General features: G+C 35.1%; 17 protein-coding genes and 1 tRNA gene. 14 read left to right on the top strand and 4 right to left on the bottom strand.

Features of this window, described 5'->3' with window-relative positions; genetic code table 11:
* The first annotated feature begins 110 nt into the window (after positions 1-110).
* The 3 genes from hemE (at position 111) to WBM_RS05975 (ending at position 2600) form a co-directional block, all read left to right on the top strand.
* Complete coding sequence (gene hemE, locus WBM_RS00005; protein WP_011256203.1) at positions 111-1154, top strand: uroporphyrinogen decarboxylase; 1044 nt, start codon at positions 111-113, stop codon at positions 1152-1154.
* 61 nt (positions 1155-1215) lie between these two features.
* Positions 1216-2409, top strand: a complete 1194-nt coding sequence (locus WBM_RS00010; protein ID WP_011256204.1) for a pyridoxal phosphate-dependent aminotransferase — start codon at positions 1216-1218, stop codon at positions 2407-2409.
* Positions 2410-2486: 77 nt separating this feature from the next.
* Positions 2487-2600 carry an SMR family transporter gene (locus WBM_RS05975; RefSeq protein ID WP_225416123.1) on the top strand — a complete coding sequence of 38 codons (114 nt, stop codon included), beginning with the start codon at positions 2487-2489 and terminating at the stop codon, positions 2598-2600.
* A gap of 320 nt (positions 2601-2920) precedes the next feature.
* Here WBM_RS05975 and WBM_RS05980 read toward each other — a convergent pair whose 3' ends face one another.
* Positions 2921-3112 (bottom strand): hypothetical protein, encoded by a 192-nt coding sequence (locus tag WBM_RS05980; RefSeq protein ID WP_011256205.1) that lies wholly within the window; start codon positions 3110-3112, stop codon positions 2921-2923.
* A gap of 713 nt (positions 3113-3825) precedes the next feature.
* Between WBM_RS05980 and WBM_RS00020 the strand changes: the two genes are divergently transcribed.
* From WBM_RS00020 to WBM_RS05985, 3 genes are all read left to right on the top strand, one after another.
* Positions 3826-5037 carry an MFS transporter gene (locus WBM_RS00020; protein ID WP_011256206.1) on the top strand — a complete coding sequence of 404 codons (1212 nt, stop codon included), beginning with the start codon at positions 3826-3828 and terminating at the stop codon, positions 5035-5037.
* A gap of 49 nt (positions 5038-5086) precedes the next feature.
* Entirely contained in the window at positions 5087-6364 is a 1278-nt protein-coding gene (glyA, locus tag WBM_RS00025; RefSeq protein WP_011256207.1) for a serine hydroxymethyltransferase, read from the top strand.
* 551 nt (positions 6365-6915) lie between these two features.
* Positions 6916-7056 (top strand): excinuclease ABC subunit C, encoded by a 141-nt coding sequence (locus tag WBM_RS05985; RefSeq protein WP_167895696.1) that lies wholly within the window; start codon positions 6916-6918, stop codon positions 7054-7056.
* Positions 7057-7471: 415 nt separating this feature from the next.
* Here the strand turns inward: WBM_RS05985 and WBM_RS04970 are convergent, their stop codons facing one another.
* On the bottom strand, positions 7472-8665 hold the full coding sequence (locus WBM_RS04970; protein WP_011256208.1) for a hypothetical protein: 1194 nt from the start codon (positions 8663-8665) through the stop codon (positions 7472-7474).
* A 160-nt stretch (positions 8666-8825) separates the two neighbouring features.
* Here WBM_RS04970 and era point away from each other — a divergent pair, with 160 nt between their 5' ends.
* Together era and WBM_RS00040 are read left to right on the top strand one after the other, a co-directional pair.
* The gene (era, locus tag WBM_RS00035; RefSeq protein WP_011256209.1) at positions 8826-9710 is read left to right on the top strand and encodes a GTPase Era; all 885 of its coding nucleotides are present in this window, start codon (positions 8826-8828) and stop codon (positions 9708-9710) included.
* A complete protein-coding gene (locus WBM_RS00040; RefSeq protein WP_011256210.1) occupies positions 9703-10530 on the top strand; it encodes a 3'-5' exonuclease in 828 nt (275 codons plus the stop codon). The genes era and WBM_RS00040 overlap by 8 nt, the downstream gene beginning before the upstream one ends.
* An 842-nt stretch (positions 10531-11372) precedes the next feature.
* Here WBM_RS00040 and WBM_RS05990 read toward each other — a convergent pair.
* Positions 11373-11558, bottom strand: coding sequence for a hypothetical protein (locus WBM_RS05990; protein ID WP_011256211.1), 186 nt, complete (start codon positions 11556-11558; stop codon positions 11373-11375).
* A 569-nt stretch (positions 11559-12127) separates the two neighbouring features.
* On the opposite strand from WBM_RS05990, the gene WBM_RS00050 reads away from it, so the two are divergent.
* The 6 genes from WBM_RS00050 (at position 12128) to WBM_RS06005 (ending at position 16134) form a co-directional block, all read left to right on the top strand.
* On the top strand, positions 12128-14086 hold the full coding sequence (locus WBM_RS00050; RefSeq protein ID WP_011256212.1) for a WD0745 family porin: 1959 nt from the start codon (positions 12128-12130) through the stop codon (positions 14084-14086).
* A 425-nt stretch (positions 14087-14511) separates the two neighbouring features.
* A complete protein-coding gene (locus WBM_RS05995; protein WP_225416125.1) occupies positions 14512-14733 on the top strand; it encodes a baseplate hub protein in 222 nt (73 codons plus the stop codon).
* A gap of 443 nt (positions 14734-15176) precedes the next feature.
* Positions 15177-15290: a phage BR0599 family protein gene (locus tag WBM_RS05905; protein WP_233417531.1), complete on the top strand. Its 114-nt coding sequence runs from the start codon at positions 15177-15179 to the stop codon at positions 15288-15290.
* 68 nt (positions 15291-15358) lie between these two features.
* Positions 15359-15444 (top strand) — tRNA-Ser (locus WBM_RS00060).
* 199 nt (positions 15445-15643) lie between these two features.
* Positions 15644-15910: a hypothetical protein gene (locus WBM_RS06000; protein WP_225416126.1), complete on the top strand. Its 267-nt coding sequence runs from the start codon at positions 15644-15646 to the stop codon at positions 15908-15910.
* 173 nt (positions 15911-16083) lie between these two features.
* On the top strand, positions 16084-16134 hold the full coding sequence (locus WBM_RS06005) for a hypothetical protein (protein WP_233417532.1): 51 nt from the start codon (positions 16084-16086) through the stop codon (positions 16132-16134).
* 483 nt (positions 16135-16617) lie between these two features.
* Here the strand turns inward: WBM_RS06005 and WBM_RS00070 are convergent, their stop codons facing one another.
* Positions 16618-17880, bottom strand: coding sequence for an MFS transporter (locus WBM_RS00070; protein ID WP_041571337.1), 1263 nt, complete (start codon positions 17878-17880; stop codon positions 16618-16620).
* Positions 17881-17903: the final 23 nt, after the last annotated feature.

Consider the following 17903-nt stretch of genomic DNA (forward strand, 5'->3'; position numbering starts at 1 on the left):
AAGTTACTAACATATTTATTCACAAGTTAAGTAACAAGAATCTTAACCGAGTTTTAAGTCAATGACAAGTTGTTGACAAAACTACTACTACTATTATTATACCTTAATATATGAAAGAGGAGAGCGAGCTGGCTAGAATAAAGAGTAGTAAGGCAGTAGTATCAAAGACTATAAAGGAGGGAAAGCAGGGCAGGAAAATACCTATCTGGCTAATGCGGCAGGCTGGCAGGTCTCTTCCTGAATACCGCAGGGCAGTAAAGGACACAAGCAGTTTTATGGAAATATGCTACAACACAGACCTGGTAGTAGAGTTAACATTACAGCCAGTGGCAAGATTCAGCATGGACGCAGCAATAATTTTCTCAGATATTTTGATAGTGGCTGATGTTCTAGGTTGTGATGTAGACTTCATACGCGGTGTAGGCCCGACGATAAAACCTGTAAAGAATTTCAAAGAATTGAGAAATCCACAGAAAATTGAAACTAAGACCTTACCAATCCTAAATGCTATAAGAAAGGTTAGAGACAAATTGCCAGAAGAAAAGTCTCTTATAGGATTTGCTGGAGGGCCGTGGACGGTAGCTTCATACATAATAGAGGGCAGAAGCAGCAAAACCTTTTCTAAGGTGTTAAACCTACATCCCTCGAGTTTAGAGCAGATAATTGAACAGATAACGGAAGTGACGATTTCCTATCTGGTTAAGCAAATAGAATTTGGAGCAGATGTTATTCAGTTATTTGACAGTAATGCTGGTGTACTCTCAGGAGAACTATTTGAGGAGTGTGTTATCAAGCCAACAAAGAAAATTGTTTCAGCAATAAAAGGCAAGTTTCCTGATTTTCCGATAATAGGTTTCCCGAAATCTGCTGGAAGCCTTTACAAAGATTATTGTGAAAAAACTGGTGTGTCCGCGGTGAGTATAGACTATAACGTTCCAATAGAATGGGCAAAAGAAAACCTAAAAATTCCCTTACAAGGAAATCTTAATCCTAGCCTTTTGGCCTACAATAAAATGGAAGCAATTAAAGAAACGAAGCGCATAATAGATTGCTTTAGAGATTTACCTTTCATATTTAATCTTGGGCATGGAGTGCTTCCTAATACTCCGATTGAGAATATTGCTGCGCTAGTCGACTTAGTGAAGAGTCAGTAACAAAATTCCTGGCTTTTTTGTTGTACGAGGCTTATTATTTGAGTTTAGCTCTAGTAAAATTATGTCAGACCTTGCAAAAAGAATGCTCCTGATAAAGCCATCACCTACAATTGCTGTAACCGATAAGGCAAATAGGTTAAAAGATGAAGGAAAAAAAATCTGTATTTTAGCCGCGGGAGAACCAGATTTTGATACTCCTGACCACATAAAAAAAGTGGCCATTCAAGCGATAGATGAAGGTAAAACCAAGTATACTGCTGTGGATGGAACACGTGAACTTAAAGAGGCAATAATCAGCAAATTGAAAAGGGATAATAATCTTGAGTATGCACTTAGTCAGGTTTGTGTTGGTGCTGGTGCTAAACAGGTATTATTTAACTTGTTTATGGCAACAGTTAACCCTGGAGATGAAGCTATAATTCCTGCTCCTTATTGGGTCTCGTACGTTGATATGGTAAGCCTTTTTGGTGGCTTGCCAGTTGTGATAGAGTGTGGACAAGGCTTAAAACTGACACCGGAATTGTTGAAGAACAAGGTGACCAAAAAAACTAAGTGGTTGATTCTCAACTCACCAAATAATCCAGCAGGGGTTGTATATACGTACGGTGAGTTGGAAGGCATAGCACAAGTATTGCTTGAATATCCACATGTGAATATTATTACAGATGACATTTACGAACATATAATATATGACGAGAAGTTCTTCACCATAGCTCAGGTTGAACCGAAACTTTACAATAGGGTTTTTGTGGTCAATGGAGTGTCAAAGGCTTATGCGATGACAGGCTGGAGAATAGGTTACATTGCAGGTAGAAGTGATGTAGTGAAAGCTATTTCCACATTGCAGTCTCAGAGCACTTCTAACCCAAATTCGATAGCGCAAGCAGCAGCAGTTGAGGCATTGAATGGTGATCATAGCTTTTTGAAGGAAAGAATGGGAATCTTTAAAAGTCGTAGGGATTTTGTAATAGAGAAGCTAAATTCTGCTCCAGGGTTATTAGCATCCATTCCGCAAGGTGCGTTCTATTTGTTTGTCTCGTGTAAAGATTTGTTGGGCAAAAGCACAAAGAGCGGTAAAGTAATAAATAACGATCTTGATTTTGCTGAATACTTGCTGGAAGATCATCTGGTTGCTGTGATACCGGGAATTGCGTTTGGCCTGAAGAATTTTATTAGAATTTCTTATGCAACCTCTCAGGAACAACTGGAAATTGGGTGTAACAGCATTATTAAAGCGTGTAAAATGTTAAGTTAACTTTTTTACACTTTCATGTGTAATATCCTTACATATCAGTGAAGTGGAGTTAGTGTATAGCTTAAACGTATTTTTTGTTGGCTAGTCTATTTGAAATAGTATGGACTACAGCACTAAAATACAGCAGTAGTTCTACTCGCATTTTACCTGTAATAATAATTTTGGTTTGTACTCCTGTAAGTCTTTACTAGTTATCGGTAGCAATGAAATTCATTCCCTTGACACGTCTTTGCGGGTTGAACTGGCGCGGGTTCTATAGGCGCAGCAATAGTGGGAATGGCTTTTTTTATGATCCAGTAAATTTTTGGCATTCATTTTCCATTATTTTAGTGGTGATAGGCATTATAGGCTTGAAAGTGTTTACCAAATAAATAATTGAATACCAGATGTAAAAATATATATGCTAAAAATTAAGGTAAAGTAAACGGTTCATGAATGCATATTTTATAATGTCGAAGATGTTTACCTGAGTTATCTCGGATTCTTTTATTTGTGAAAAAGGCTTTGCTGACTAGGCAAGTACCTTTCCAATGTTTAATTCTTCACTTTCCTCGTTTTGTTGAATTAAGTTGATATTATTTATTTTATCTACTAAATCTTTTCCTTCCTCTAGGGTTTTTAAATCGCTTTCATTAATGTAATGTTCATTGTTGAATTCTGCAACGATCTCTTTCTTTTTTGGATGAGTGTTTAGGAATTCCAATACCTGATGTTTAGCGTAAGCTCGAATAAATTCCTTATTAAATCTTCGGTCGTTATGTAGATCTTCTAAACTTTCGTCATAGTGTTTTGCTTGATTGACAGTAAATTTATTATTTCTTCTATACCACTTAGAAGCTCCTTATAAAGTTTGCCGTATCTATTACCTACGTGTGCGGCAAGTATTTGTTCGATATATTTTGATATAATTTTACAGCGTGTTACCTGCTATGCTTATACTCATAACTTATTTTAACGTTACATTGGATATTTTACACGCGGAAAGGTTAATATTGAGCTAACTGAAGCGTTTCTGAAGCCAAACTTTACTAAAAATTGTGTTATTTTAGATATAATTTTCATTGTAGAATAAAAACATAAATAAAATGGATCTTGTAACAAAAGTAAAGCTTAAGATTAAAGATAAATAAGGGCAAAATTATAAATGTTTTTATCATCTGTGATGTAATTTTTTAATATATCTTATCCGTGAACTAGTAGCGGAAATGGTAGAAAAATCGTAAATGAGATAAAAAATCTCTATTTAAAATACCTTTTTCCGTTTAAGCAGCTAACACCAAAAATTTAGTTGATGTGTAATTACTTATTTGCTATGAATTTAGCTCTGTTAAATTTCGATAAATTAAACTAAGTGTTTATAAAAATATTGTTCTTTGTAAATAAAGTACCTATAATTCTAAGTTTGAGGTGAGGTTGATGCTACAGAGAAATTTTTTAATATGGTTATTAGCATCGCTATTCTACGCATACCAGTATATATTACGCGTAATCCCAAACATAATCGCACCTGAATTAATAACAAAGTTTAACATAAGCATTGCGGATATTGGTCAATTTGGTGGGCTATACTATATAGGCTACACATTTGCTCACATACCTGTTGGTTTTGCCCTTGATAGGTTCGGACCAAAATTTGTTTTGCCTATATGTGTTGTTTTAACGTTTGTTGGAACATTACCGCTCATATACTTTGATGAGTGGTATTACTTAACATTTAGTAGAATAATTGTTGGAGTTGGATCATCTGCTTCAGCAATTGGAATCTTCAAAATTGCAAGCACATATTTTTCGCAGAAAAAATCGGCAAAAATGGCCAGTTTATCTATAATAGTAGGATTGCTGGGAGCTATTTATGGCGGACTACCCCTGAATTTTTTGTTCAATAAGTTTGGTTGGGATTATGTTATATACGCTTTCTCAACGTTTGGTTGTTTACTTGCTCTGCTTCTATTCTTCATAACACCAAACAATAGTACAGAGAAGAATGTAAGTGGCAATGTATTTCAAGATTTAAAAACTGTGCTTTTCAACAAGCATATCATTCTAATCAGCTTTTTTAGTGGCTTAATGGTTGGTCCTTTAGAGGGTTTTGCTGATGGTTGGGCAAAGGCATTCTTATGTGAAGTATATCAAATGACCGGAGATCTAGCGTCCTTGCTTTCTTCTCTCATATTTATAGGCATGGGAGCTGGGTCGTTCTTTTTAGCTTACTTCCTGGAGAGGCATCCAAATAGGCACTACGAAGCAATTATTGCATGTTCTCTTGCAATGATTGCTAGTTTTCTCTTGCTTTTTGCACAAGCTGGCGGTCTATATGTTGTACTGCCTACACTTCTTATTATCGGCTTTGCATCTGGATACCAAGTGATTGCCATTTATAAAGCAATAAGTTATGTGGACAATAGCTTGGTAGGCCTGACTACAGCTGTGTCAAACATGATAATTATGGTTTTTGGCTATTTTTTTCACACTGGAATCGCAAAAATAGTAGATTTATGTTGGGATAGAACGGTAATACAAGGAAATCCTGTATATGGTTCTGAGCTGCTGATAAAAGCAATATCAATTATTCCTATATGTCTACTTTTGGCTGTTTTTTGGTTCGTTTGGTTAAAGAAAAGGTCTTGAAATTGCTTATGGTATTTTGGTATTATTAGATTGAAGTGGAGTTTTACCTATGACAAATGTTTCAGAGAGAATCTATGACTCTAAGAATAGTTTAAAGTTTCTTGATGACGAGATTTATCAATCTATAGAGAGAGAGTTGCAGCGTCAAAGATCGCAATTGCAACTGATTGCATCAGAGAATTTTGCAAGTAAAGCGGTAATGGAAGCACAAGGTTCTTTTCTGACTAATAAGTATGCAGAAGGTTATATAGGCAAAAGGTATTACTGTGGTTGTGAGTATGTGGATGAAGTTGAGAATTTGGCTATAGAAAGACTCTGTAAGCTGTTTAATGTTAGATTTGCAAATGTTCAACCTCACTCTGGCTCTCAAGCGAATCAAGCAGTATTTGCTTCACTACTCACTCCAGGAGATACAATACTTGGGTTATCAATAAGTTGTGGAGGACATTTAACTCATGGTGCGGCGCCGAACCTTTCTGGTAAGTGGTTTAAATCGATTCAATATGCAATTGACAGAGGTACCTGTCTGCTTGATATGGACGAAGTGGAAAGACTAGCACTCGAACATAAGCCAAAATTGATCATAGCTGGTGCTTCTGCTTACCCAAGAAGAATGGATTTCAAGCGCTTTCGCGAGATTGCAGATAAAGTTAGTGCATATTTACTTGCAGATATTGCTCACTATGCTGGACTTATTGCAGCGGGTGAGTATCCGTCCCCTGCTAAATATGCGCATATTATAACTTCCACGACTCACAAAACTCTGCGTGGTCCTCGCGGTGGAGTGGTAATAACAAATGATGAAGCACTACATAAAAAAGTTCAATCTGCAGTTTTCCCAGGGTTACAAGGTGGGCCGCTTATGCATGTGATAGCTGCAAAAGCTGTTGCATTTAAAGAGGCATTGGCGCCAGAGTTTAAAGCCTATATCAAAAGAGTTGTGGAGAATGCGAAAGTGCTAGCTCAAGCGTTGCAAAAGCATGGGCTGAGCGTTATAACCGGTGGCACTGACTCCCATATAGTGCTAGTTGACTTAAGACCGCAAAAATTGACTGGAAAAGGCGCTGTGGATAGCCTTGAAAGGGCTGGTATTACCTGCAATAAAAACTCTGTACCATTTGACATGGAAAAACCGACTATTACTTCAGGACTACGTTTTGGCACTGCTGCTGAGACAACACGTGGACTTAAGGCAGAGAACTTTAAAGAAATAGCTGACCTAATAAATGAAGTGATTCAAGGATTAATTAACGGAAACAACTCAGATGTTGAGAGAATAGTGAAAAATAAAGTTAAAAAGATTTGTGATGATTTTCCTATTTATTAGTAGTTGCTATAAGCCATGAGAGCTGCAAAAAATCACTTATAAACCTCGCTAGCCCATCCTATTAATCATGATGCTGAAGGTATTCAGTTATCTTCAATCTGTGCAGATTAAAATGACAAAGTATTACATAGTTGGCGTCTTGTGTTTTATTTTTTGCACTATATGTACCTTATGTCTTCATAACATTTTTAAGTTTTTACCTATATAAGCTGAAACTCGCTTGTAAAGCGTTTAAGACAGTATAATATGCCAATTTGCAGGATTAGAGGGTAAACACTATCTACCACTGGATATCTTTTGCTTTTTTTATTTATTAAATTTTTTAATATTTATAGCTACCGTCATTTTGCTGCTTGTTAGCAGCTGAGAGATACCACAGTTCTCACGGTATATGAAATAGGGGCTGCCGATACCTCAGTGTGTGACATTGGCTTCTCATACTGGAAAACCATGGGATGGTAGAAAATATTAAATTTATTTACTATATATGAAAAGTTATTATATTTGTATACTTGCAAGTAAACACAATAGAGCTCTATATATTAGGTGTCATGTCAAATTTAGTTAAACAGGTTTGGGAACATAAGAACAAGGTCACTCCTAGCTTTACATTGAAACATAATGTGCAAAAGTTAGTTTACTTTGAGGAATTTCAAGACGTTAAATTGTCTTTAATAGAGAAAAACTACTAAAAGCTAGAAAAGAGAATGGAAAATTGGTTTGATTGTGAAAAGAAATCCATATTAAGCTGATTTATATGAGGAAATCATAAAATAAAATTAAAATCCCAGTACCACGCACTGGAATAGTAGGAAAATAAGGTGTCATTCCAGCACGTGACCAGGAAAAAATACATAAATCCCAGTGGCATTGGAATGGCAAAGGTTAGTGCCATAAAAGTAGCTGGACTGTATAAGCATTACGATTTGAGCCTACCAAGAGGGTAAATCCCAGTGCGTGACACTGGAATTTATAACTAACGAAGGTTTGCTTCTATTATCCTGGAATCTATATCAAACGCGAGGGCAAAATCGACTAGATTCCAGCGTCACACGCTGAAATGACAAAAAAGTACAGGAATAACGTGGTGAACGTTATCCAAGTATCTTAAATCCAATCCCAAGAAAGTGGAGCATCATCACTTGTTGGAATCTCAAAAGACGGTTGTGATATTATTTCTCTCACAAAGCCTTGAAATGCTGGGTCTTTAGCGTCAACCTGGATTGTAATATCAGTTTTAAAATCTGTGTCACCTTTCAAATTATCTATCACTGTACCTCGTAACCCTGAGTTACTTGTTACAGCAGCGCGCAAACCTGGGTTCTGTGCAACTTCATCAGTTAAATCTTTTTTGTTATTAGCAAGTAGTTTAGTAACTACTTCTTCAGCTGTTGGTTTCGTTCCTTTTTCACCTGAGAAAACCTTTGCTGTTTGATTGCTATACTCTGTACTAGTGGTATCAAGAAATCTACCAAGTTTTTCCACTAGGATTGATTTTTGGCCGTCTTTTGCATCAAGTACTTTTCCTGCTACAGCTGGTGTTCCAAGGTCAGCGGTTTTAACAAACGTCTTAGCTAATTCAGTTTCAACTATCTTTACCTCTTTATTGCTAATGGGTTCTTTTGCATTAAGTATTGCTTCTACTAAAGCTTTTCCTTTGTCTGTTTGAGTTACAATGTTTGAACCATCAGTTTTGACAAGTGAGGCTTTTTCGGCTAAGAAATCCTTAGCTGTTATTTTGGGATTACTGTCGCCGTACACTGCACCAGGTTCACCAAGAAGTCCACCAAGTTTTTCCACTAGGATTGATTTTTGGCCGTCTTTTGCAGGAAGTATTTTCTCTGCAAAAGCTTTTTGGTTTACTGCATCTGTCAAATTGGAAGCGTCTTTTTTAACAAACTTGTCTTCTAGTTCAGTTTCAACAATGTTTTTATTCAAATTAACGAGATCTGTTGCTTTAAGTATAGTATCTACAACAGGCTTTTTTGATACTTCTTCTGCAAGGATTGATTCACCATCTACAGCTTTTTGTGTAGCAAGTAATGTACTTATAATATTACCAAGGCCTTTTATTTGGATTGCGTTACTATCTTTTTTCTGATATATAAATTTTACCTTTCCTTCCAGCAGATCGCTTAACTTGATATCATCAATATTAGTTAGAGTAGAAATACCTGAAGCATCTAGGGTATATTTGTTACCTCCACTATCTTCATAAACTATAATTTTAGCTTCATTTAGATTTAATGTCATTTCTGTGATTTTTACTGACCCCTTATAAAGATATAAATTATCTGCCATATCACTCTACGTTGATTATTAAACTCGTAAGATGCATGAAAAAAGTATAATTTCCGTAAATGTCAGATTTTATATAAGATCTTCTTGAAGTTTGTTATTTTAGAATTTTCCTCATTGTCATGCTTGACACTAGAATCCAGTTTTCTTTACAATCCCCTTTGTGAAAGAACAAAAATGCTTATTTGTCACCATAGCAGGTTTACCAAATGCAGGGAAGTCCACACTAATTAACAGCATCACTGGTAAGAAAATTGCAATCGTTACTCCCAAAGTGCAAACAACGAGAACGCAAATAAGGGGTATTGCAATATATAATGAGACACAAATTATCTTTACTGACTCTCCAGGGATATTTTCAGCGGAAACAAAACTTGAGAAAGCTCTGGTCAAATCTGCGTGGTCGGCAATCAAGGGCGATGACGTCATTTTGTTGCTTATTGATGCGAGCAGTTATTTAAAAAACATAGAAAGAATCAAAACCATATTCACACGGCTGCGGCACACGAAAACGAAGTGCATTTTTGTTATCAATAAAATTGATCTGGTAAAAAAACCTGAGCTAAAGATGACGTATAAACATCTGGATTTGCTTTATAAATTAAAAAAAATTTTTACAATATCAGCATTAAAGAGTGATGGACTTTCTGATCTGATGGATTACTTATCTGAAGTTGCACCGGTAAGTCCTTGGTTTTATGGAGAAGATCAGGTAACCGATTCCTCGACGAGTTTTTTGTCAGCGGAAATCACAAGGGAAAAATTGTTCTTGAATTTGCGTGAAGAATTGCCATATTCTACAGCTGTTATAACTGAACAATTTGAAGAGAAAAAAGATGAAAGTTTGGTCATAAAGCAGGTAATATTTGTGCTGAAAGATAGTCATAAAAAAATAGTGCTAGGGAAGGGTGGGAGTAATATTAAAAAAATTGGCATCGAAGCGCGCATTGAATTAGAAAAGTTATTTGAGCGTAAAGTTCATCTGTTTTTGTTTGTGAAAGTGCGACCTTGGACTGATCGCCCAGAGGAGTATATAGACGATGTTTAATTCTTTGTTGGTATTTGATATTGAGACTATACCAGATGTAAACTCCTGCAGGAATTTGCTCAATATTAGTGATGATAGTAGCTTAAAAGAGAAGAGAAACGCATTAACAAAATATCATCTTGAAATAACAAACGGACAAAACCCTTTTCTGCGTCAGCCCTTCCACCAAGTTATAGTTATCAGTTTTTTACTTTGTAGTGTAACCTATCAAAGTAATTATGAGGTATTTACCCTTCAGGAAATTAGATCTGAAGGCACACTAGATTCCAGTGAAAAGGAACTGGTAAAAGGATTTTTTAACTGCGTATCGGAGAAAAAACCAAGGCTAATTTCTTTTAATGGACGCACTTTTGACATACCGGTGCTAAAATATCGTGCTATGGTCCATGACGTTCAAGCGGAATATTTTCATAAAGCTGGTGATAAGTGGAATAGCTACAATCAAAGATATAGTAGTAATTGGCATTGTGATTTGCTTGAATCTCTCTCTGATTTTGGAGCCTTTGCTAGAGTAAAAATGAATGAAGTTTGTGCAGTGTTTAATCTTCCTGGTAAAATTGGAGTTGACGGGTCACAAGTTGTAGATTTGTATGATAGTGGTAGAATACAGGAAATTCGAGATTATTGTGAAACAGACGTAGTTAACACTTATTTGATTTACTTGAGATTTATGCATCATCAAGGGAGAATCACTACTCGAAGCTACAACAAAAATATAGAAGAGCTGCTTTTGGAATGTGAAAAAAAAGCGCACCTAAGAAAGTTTAAAGAGGAGTGGGAAATAACTTGTGGTGGAAGGTTTTGTGTTGAGTTTAAATGAGCGCAAGCATACGAAGCAGTTATTAGATTGCTCCTTAATAATAGCTGTCAACCTATTGTAATAGATAAAGAGTTTTCATGTTGCTTGACTTTTACTTACTCAATCTGAAAAGAAGTTTTATATTTGTTTTTTATTTCCTCAAAAAAGTTCGATCCATCTGAAATATAACTCCATGTATTGGCAGCATAGTGTTGAACCTTGCCAAGGGCCTTAGAGTTAATATGTTTAGTATCAATAGGATAGTAGAAAAGAGATACGTCATTATTTGACTGGAATTACTCTTGTCTGTTCTATAGATAGCTTCATGATGACCATCTATTGTATAAATGTGGTACTCTTCTGATGCTGATACTCTTAGTTGTACACCTACATAAGCGTAGCCAAGGAGACCAGATGACACTCTAGCACTGGACCTTGTCTGTGTTGAGTTATTCTAATGGTTTCATCCTGAAGAACTTTATTATAAAATTCACTAGCCAGTAAGGTCAAAAAACCTTGGGTTACCAAAAGTTGCAACGTGCGGCTATCTTAGTAACAGCCCCTTCCATACTGTAGCCTGTAAGATTAATTTTAAAATCTTTAATTTTTGATCCTTGCTTTTCAGCATGAGCTTTTAAAGCGCCATAAAGATTATGGCTATGAACTATAAATGAGTTGTAAAGACCGCGGTGAATTCCATCTTCATGTAGAAGTTCTGGAGTAATAAAAGATCCATTTAGATGAGTAATTACATCATTTAAGCTCCATAGGCCATATTTTAAACGAGTGCCGTTGGTAAGCTATAGTTATTTCATTATCTTTATAAAAACATGATCAACGTCTTTTTTAAAGCTATTACTAAGTTAAATAATTTTGTAACCTTCACTTTCAAATTCAGCTTTAGTTTTATACATTTTTTCATTTTCAAGAATTACAAAATCTTCCTCATTTCCATTAAAAAGATCATCATTACAAACTGAAGATTTATAACTTTTTTCGCTTAATTGATTATCGTTATTACCGTAAATTATTTTACAGAAATTACTCATTTCAATAATTTCTCTTTAATTGAACCCTGCAATTTCTACAATACTTTCATCTATTTGGTAAGAAGAAGATAAAGAATATATTTTATTTGAATTGCGAAGACTTATAAACTCATCAATAATCTCAAACTCATCATCATCTTCTATTATAGATTCTGTGATCCGATCGTTATTTTTTGAATTTGTACTGCCTGCAGTACTAAATCAATTGTGAGAGAAACTAAAATCCATACATTTAGAACTAAACAATATTACTTAACTATACTATAAATTGATATTGCTGTTAGTAACTATTATTACTATTCTAGTAAATAATAAAATATTTTATTGTCTAATCATAGAAAAATTTTACTTCCATGGAATGAATATTGGGGTTATAACATGGGTGACAAATGAAAAACCTCTATGCTAAATTTTAGTTAACGTGCATATTGGAAATATTAAAAAAGTTGTTTTTGAGGTATTGCATTTTGTTTTTGTTTTAGCTATAAGGTTGCTTTAAGTTGAGTTTTCAACGTTTTTGTACTATTTACGTTTAAGATAATGATTTTGAAATTTTTTGGGGGCACTTCATGAAAAAATTTACTTACACTAGAACTGCTCTAGCTTCTTTATTAACTTTATGTTCTTTCAGCGGTTTTGCTGCTGACTCTTTTAATGAAGGTATGAAGGGAGTAAAAAAGCAAGAGAACATAAAGTCAATCACAACTTCTGAAAAAATGGAAGTTATGAAGACATCAAACAAAAGGCTAAAAGAGAAAATGGACAGGATATGTAATGCTGATCCAAGAAAAAAAGCTGAAGAGCTTAAGAAGAAAGAGGAGCTCAAGTTAGCAGCTGAGAAAAAGAAAGAGGAACTAGCTGAGAAGAAAAGAAAGGAGACGAAGCTAGCAAGTGAAAAGAAAGCGAAACCTTTAGATGCTAAGAACTCTAATGTAGAGAGTTCAAAGACTAGGGGTACAGAAACTCAGAAAGCTAGAGATGTAAAGAAGAATTTTAAGAAAGATGTAAAAATTGTTGGTCAAAATGCAGAAAAAAAAGGTGAAGCAAGCCCTGTTATCTTGGTCGGTGGCGTTGATGTTATTGACACTAACCAAGGAACAAGTGGTTTGAAAATAACTTTTGGTGGTGTTGTTGATGCTCAAGGTTATGGTAAAGCTGGACCAAGTGGTGAAGATTATAAACATTATAATGTTATGTCGGGCAAATCTACAGGTTACTATGAGGATATTTCGGACAAGGTAAAAGGAGCAAATCCAATATTTCCTAGCGGGATAGGAAATATTGGTGATTATAGCGAAGACATAGATATGATTGCAGATGCAATATTACATTTAAGAGCAGAAGATAAAAATGAAGATAAAGGTCTTCTTTATGGTGCTGATGTGCAATTCCAAGTTCCAGTGACAGAAGGCAAAGGGGCTTCACAGGGTGTTCGTGCTACAAGGGGTAGAAGTGCACATGTGTTTTTAAGTTCGAGATATGGTGACTTGAAACTTGGTTATCAGTTTGGTCCTGAGGCCCTGATGAGGCTTGATGCAACAAGGATTGCAACTATTGACGGAGCTGCAGATAGTGACTGGTTCAGAAAAGTGAACTTGGAAGGAAGTGCTGCAAGCTTTCCATTTTATGTAACACCACGTCTTTACACTGAAAGTTTCTCAAGCGAAAGTGAAAAACTTTCTTTCCGTATGGCAGGGAAATATCATAAAAACGTTATGACTACATTACCATTTAGATTTGCTTACTACTCACCAAATTATATGGGGGCAAGATTTGGTGTTAGCTACTCACCTCGCTATGACAGTAATTTGTTTGTTATAAAGGATGGTGATAACATAAAACATGTTGGTCCAGACTATGAGCACATAGTAAGTGCTGGTGCATCATATGAATATGACTTTAGCGAACGTAAGGTAAAAGTTAAAGTTGCTGCAGTTGGTGAATATGGTCAAGCAAAAGAACCAGACAGTACTAAGTATGCTTATAAGGAATATGTGGAGTATAATGATCTGATGGGTGTTAATTTAGGTATAAGTGCTGACTGTAATATTAATGAAGATCAAGGTGTAAAATTTGCTGCCTCCTTTGCATATTTGGGCAAATCTGGTCAACCAAAGGGTATTGAAAAATTGGTTGGTAATGTCTATCAAAAAATTGATGGTAAAGGTGTTACTGATGATGACAAGAGAGTGAAAGAACTCGAAGATCAATTTAAAGGAGATGATAAAAATACTATGTATTGGACTGCAGGAGCTGGTTATCAACATGAGAATTTCTACATAAGCTTGACATACTTTGGTAGTAAGATGAGTGATGGAGATAAGCTTCACGATGTTGCATTTGGTATTCAGTATGATCTCTCTCCTGCTTCCAGTAAGGGCAAGTTTGTTCCTTATGCATCTCTCCATTATTTTAAAACTGATGAGAAGCAAGGTGGTGGGTATAAGATTACAAAAAAAGATAGTTCAGGCATAGCACCTTCTAACCAAGGGGTTCTCTTCCTTACTGGTATGAAATTTTCTTTCTAATTGAATAATACACACCACAGCTGTGGTGTGTATTTTCAGTGTCATCTATTTAGGCTTTCAGGGTTATTTATGTTGAAAAATTTTTCAATATATGTACAATAGGTTAAAATGAAAGTAACGATATCATGGATATAACAGTGGATCTTGATAGGGGGTTTGAGGAAATAGTACAATCTTGTTCCATGCTGCAACAAATCGAGCACTGGGCCAGAGTTAGTCAAAACCATGAACTAAGCTATAACGTCATTTAGGTATTAGGGGTGCTAACTCAAGGAAGTGTAACGTGTTATCATCTTAACAGCTCTTTTTAGCAGTTGTGAATTGCCATTCTAGTGGTTTTTTTATCAAGGTAGATGATATTGGAATCTGAAAAATAACAATAAGCTCGTTGGCGTAATTTTTTCATATGAAAACAAGAGGTAGCTATGCAACCCACATTAAAAAAACATTTAGCTGGAGGGTTACTTACCATCGCTACATGCTGGAAATTGACGCTTGTTGATGGAAAAGTAATGAGGTTCACTGGTTATGATGAGGGTTTAAATATCAGTAATATACTCTATAAATCTTCAAGTGGATTCACAACCAGTAGTATAGTATTAAACAGCGACTTAAAGACTGATAACCTGGGAATAAAGGAATGTTAAATGGTGATGATATTAAGGAAGGAGAGTTTTATCAGGAAAGTACGACTTTGCAAATATTGAGATATTTCTTGTAAATTACAAAGATGTGGGTCAAGGGAAATGAATCTACATTCGGAACTTTTGATAAAGTAACATTAGATAGTGGGTAATTTATTGTTGAAATAGAGAATTCTCAGCAAAGCTTGAGAGGGAACATAGCAAAGTTATATTCTCCTATGTGCAGAACGCAATTTTGTGATAGTAGCTGTAAAGCTGATGCTAGGAAATTTAGCAGAGTAAGTACGATTACTAAAGTGATAGACGAAAAAAGATTTGAAGACCTAATTTAACTGAGAGCAATGGGTGTTATAAGCATAGAATAGTGAAATTTTTTGGCTCAGTAGCATATACAGCATTTGAAGGTGCGATAAAGAGTATAGAAAAAAGTAGTTACATTGTTTGCTTTGCCTACATGCAAAATTTTTGCTGGTGATAAATGTTCGATACTTACAGATTGCGATAAAACATTTTCAACGTGCAAAAGCAGATTTAACAATGCTGTAAGTTTTTCGTGGTAAACCTTATATACCTGGTTTTTACAGTTAAACTTGTTCAGTGGCATAATTTTCACTATTATAAGTAGTGTGGAAAGGTGGCTGAGTGGTCTAAAGCACACGCTTGGAAAGCGTACACATATGAAATATGTCGGGGGTTCGAATCCCCCCTTTTCCGTTGACTTTTATCATATAATCTCACATAATATGCATGTGAGAAAAATATGGACTGGAAAAATTTTCATCTTAGTATGCCCCTTGACCTAGGGGCACCTGTAATGAGCAAGTATATGAGTTGATTACTGCAATTGACGGTGTTAAAAATAGCTGGTAAATAACAAAAAACACTACCACACGCTATTGAAAGATTAGTCCACTTGGTTATTGTTATATCTTCTGGTGCTTCTAACCGTATTGAAGGGGACAGCCTAACCGATAAAGAAGTTGAGGATCTGTATGAAAACCTACGTATTAGAAAATTTAAAAATAGGGATGAGCAAAAAGTTGCTGGCTACTTAGAAATGCTTAAACTAATATTTCATGATTATGTGAATATTCCAATTAGTAAGTCATTAATATTGCACGTCAACAACCAGATGGTACTCTATAGTGATAAGGACCTATACATAGGGGGGAAAATATAAAACAAGCCCTAATAGAGTTGAGGTAAAAAATCAGAATGAAAATATAGTTGGTATAGTTCTTGGCCCTACACCTCCTTATCTTGTTAAAAAAGAAGTACAGGGGTTTATTAATTAATATCACTGATCCTTAAATAATAGACTTTAAACATCCTCTTATTATTGTTGCTAACTTTATTTTTGAATATTTGGCAATACATCCTTTTCAAGATGGGAATGGTATATAACTAGTAGATTAATAACTAATTTAATGCTATTGCAGTAGGATTATGGCTTTGTATCTACTGTGCACATGAAAAGGTAATTGAAACTAACAAACTTGGTTACTATTTAGCGCTTAATAAAATATAAAGCGTTAGAAAAGTAATAAAAAAGATATCTTCCTATAGTTGATATTTTTTCTCAACATACTTAAAACTCAAGCAAGTGAGGCGCATTGTATTCTTGAGAGAGAAAATACTGAATATTTATTATCACAAAAACAATTGCTCTTCTGGAAATGGGCACTTGGTCTTGTAGATAAGAAATTTAGTAGAAAAATGCCATAGAAGCTCTAGGATTTCCTTCAAGAACAGTAGAGGAAATTATAAAAAGACTACTAGATATGAAATATTTGCAGTGCCTTGGAGAATGCAAAATTACTAGGTTTAGAGTAAAAGTTTTAGCTATTTAAAATTTCTAGTCTATTTATATTACTATGTGAAAAAACTTCACCAATCGACTTTTTTATCTTCGGTTTTAATTTGCAATACATATATTAAGCTAATCAATGCACACATGGTAAGGTAAAAACCTGCTGCAAGCTCTGTTTCAGTTTTTTCTATAAGCCACATACATATGGATGGAGAAATTCCGCCAAAAATTCCTGCAGATATATTATGTGCTAGGCTAAAGCCCGTACACCTAACTTTCGTTGGAAGTAACTCGCAAACAAGAGAATTGTATATTCCAAAAGATGCACCTATCGGTATGCTTATTAATAGAAAAGTGAGTGTTACAATATAGTGATTGTCATATGATAGTAGCGAAAACGCTGGTAACCCAGCGCAGGCTAAAGCTATTAATATAAGAACCATCACATTTTTTCTTCCGACTTTATCAGATAATATTGCGAACAGCACTGCAGATGTCCCAAATGTAATTTCAACTGTAATCCTTACTACATTTTTAATATCAATGCCTGAAAGGATAAGCTCTTTTACAGATATGTTGTAAAACATGATTGCTGAGTAGACAATTGCATTTTGGGCGATACCAAGCCCAATTGCTATCATAAATGCCTTTTTATAGCTCCTGATTAGTTCCAAAAATGGAGAATTAGATAAGCTTTTATTTTGGTCATGAGTCTTGTACGCTAAGCTTTCTTCCATTATGTATCTTGTTAAAAAACCTATTACACCCATAATAGAGCAGAAATAGAAAAGCAACCTCCATCCCCAAATTTCATAATTTTCACCTGTAAATTTTTTAACAATGGCTATCATTAAAAAGCATGTAATGGAACCAAGGGCGCCGCTGAAAGCTTTCATGCTACCTAAAAACCCTAGATCTTTTTTATCACTTGAATGTTCTATTAAAAAAGCTGAGTTAATACTTGTTTCTCCACCAGCTGCTGTTCCTTGTACTATTCTGCAAAGCAAAAGCAATATAGGGGAGAGTATTCCTATTTCTTTAAAATCTGGTATGACTGCAATTGCAGTAGATGATATCGAAACTAATATTACAGAAGTTAGCAAAACTTTCCTTCTACCGTACTTATCTCCGATGTAGCCAAAAATAAATGCACCGAGTGGCCTAAATCCAAACCCGACTGCAAAACTGCCAAGAAATTTGATTGTGCTTAAATAATCACTTTCCGAAGGAAAGAAAACATTGCTTATTATGTGTGTTAAGACTCCAAATAGAGTTAATTCATACCATACAATCATATTGCAGATTATACCTGATAGTATTGCTTTTTGAATATTATTCATGATTTTTAATTTGTTATAGTATA

It is taken from the genome of Wolbachia endosymbiont strain TRS of Brugia malayi (assembly GCF_000008385.1).
GTDB lineage: Bacteria > Pseudomonadota > Alphaproteobacteria > Rickettsiales > Anaplasmataceae > Wolbachia.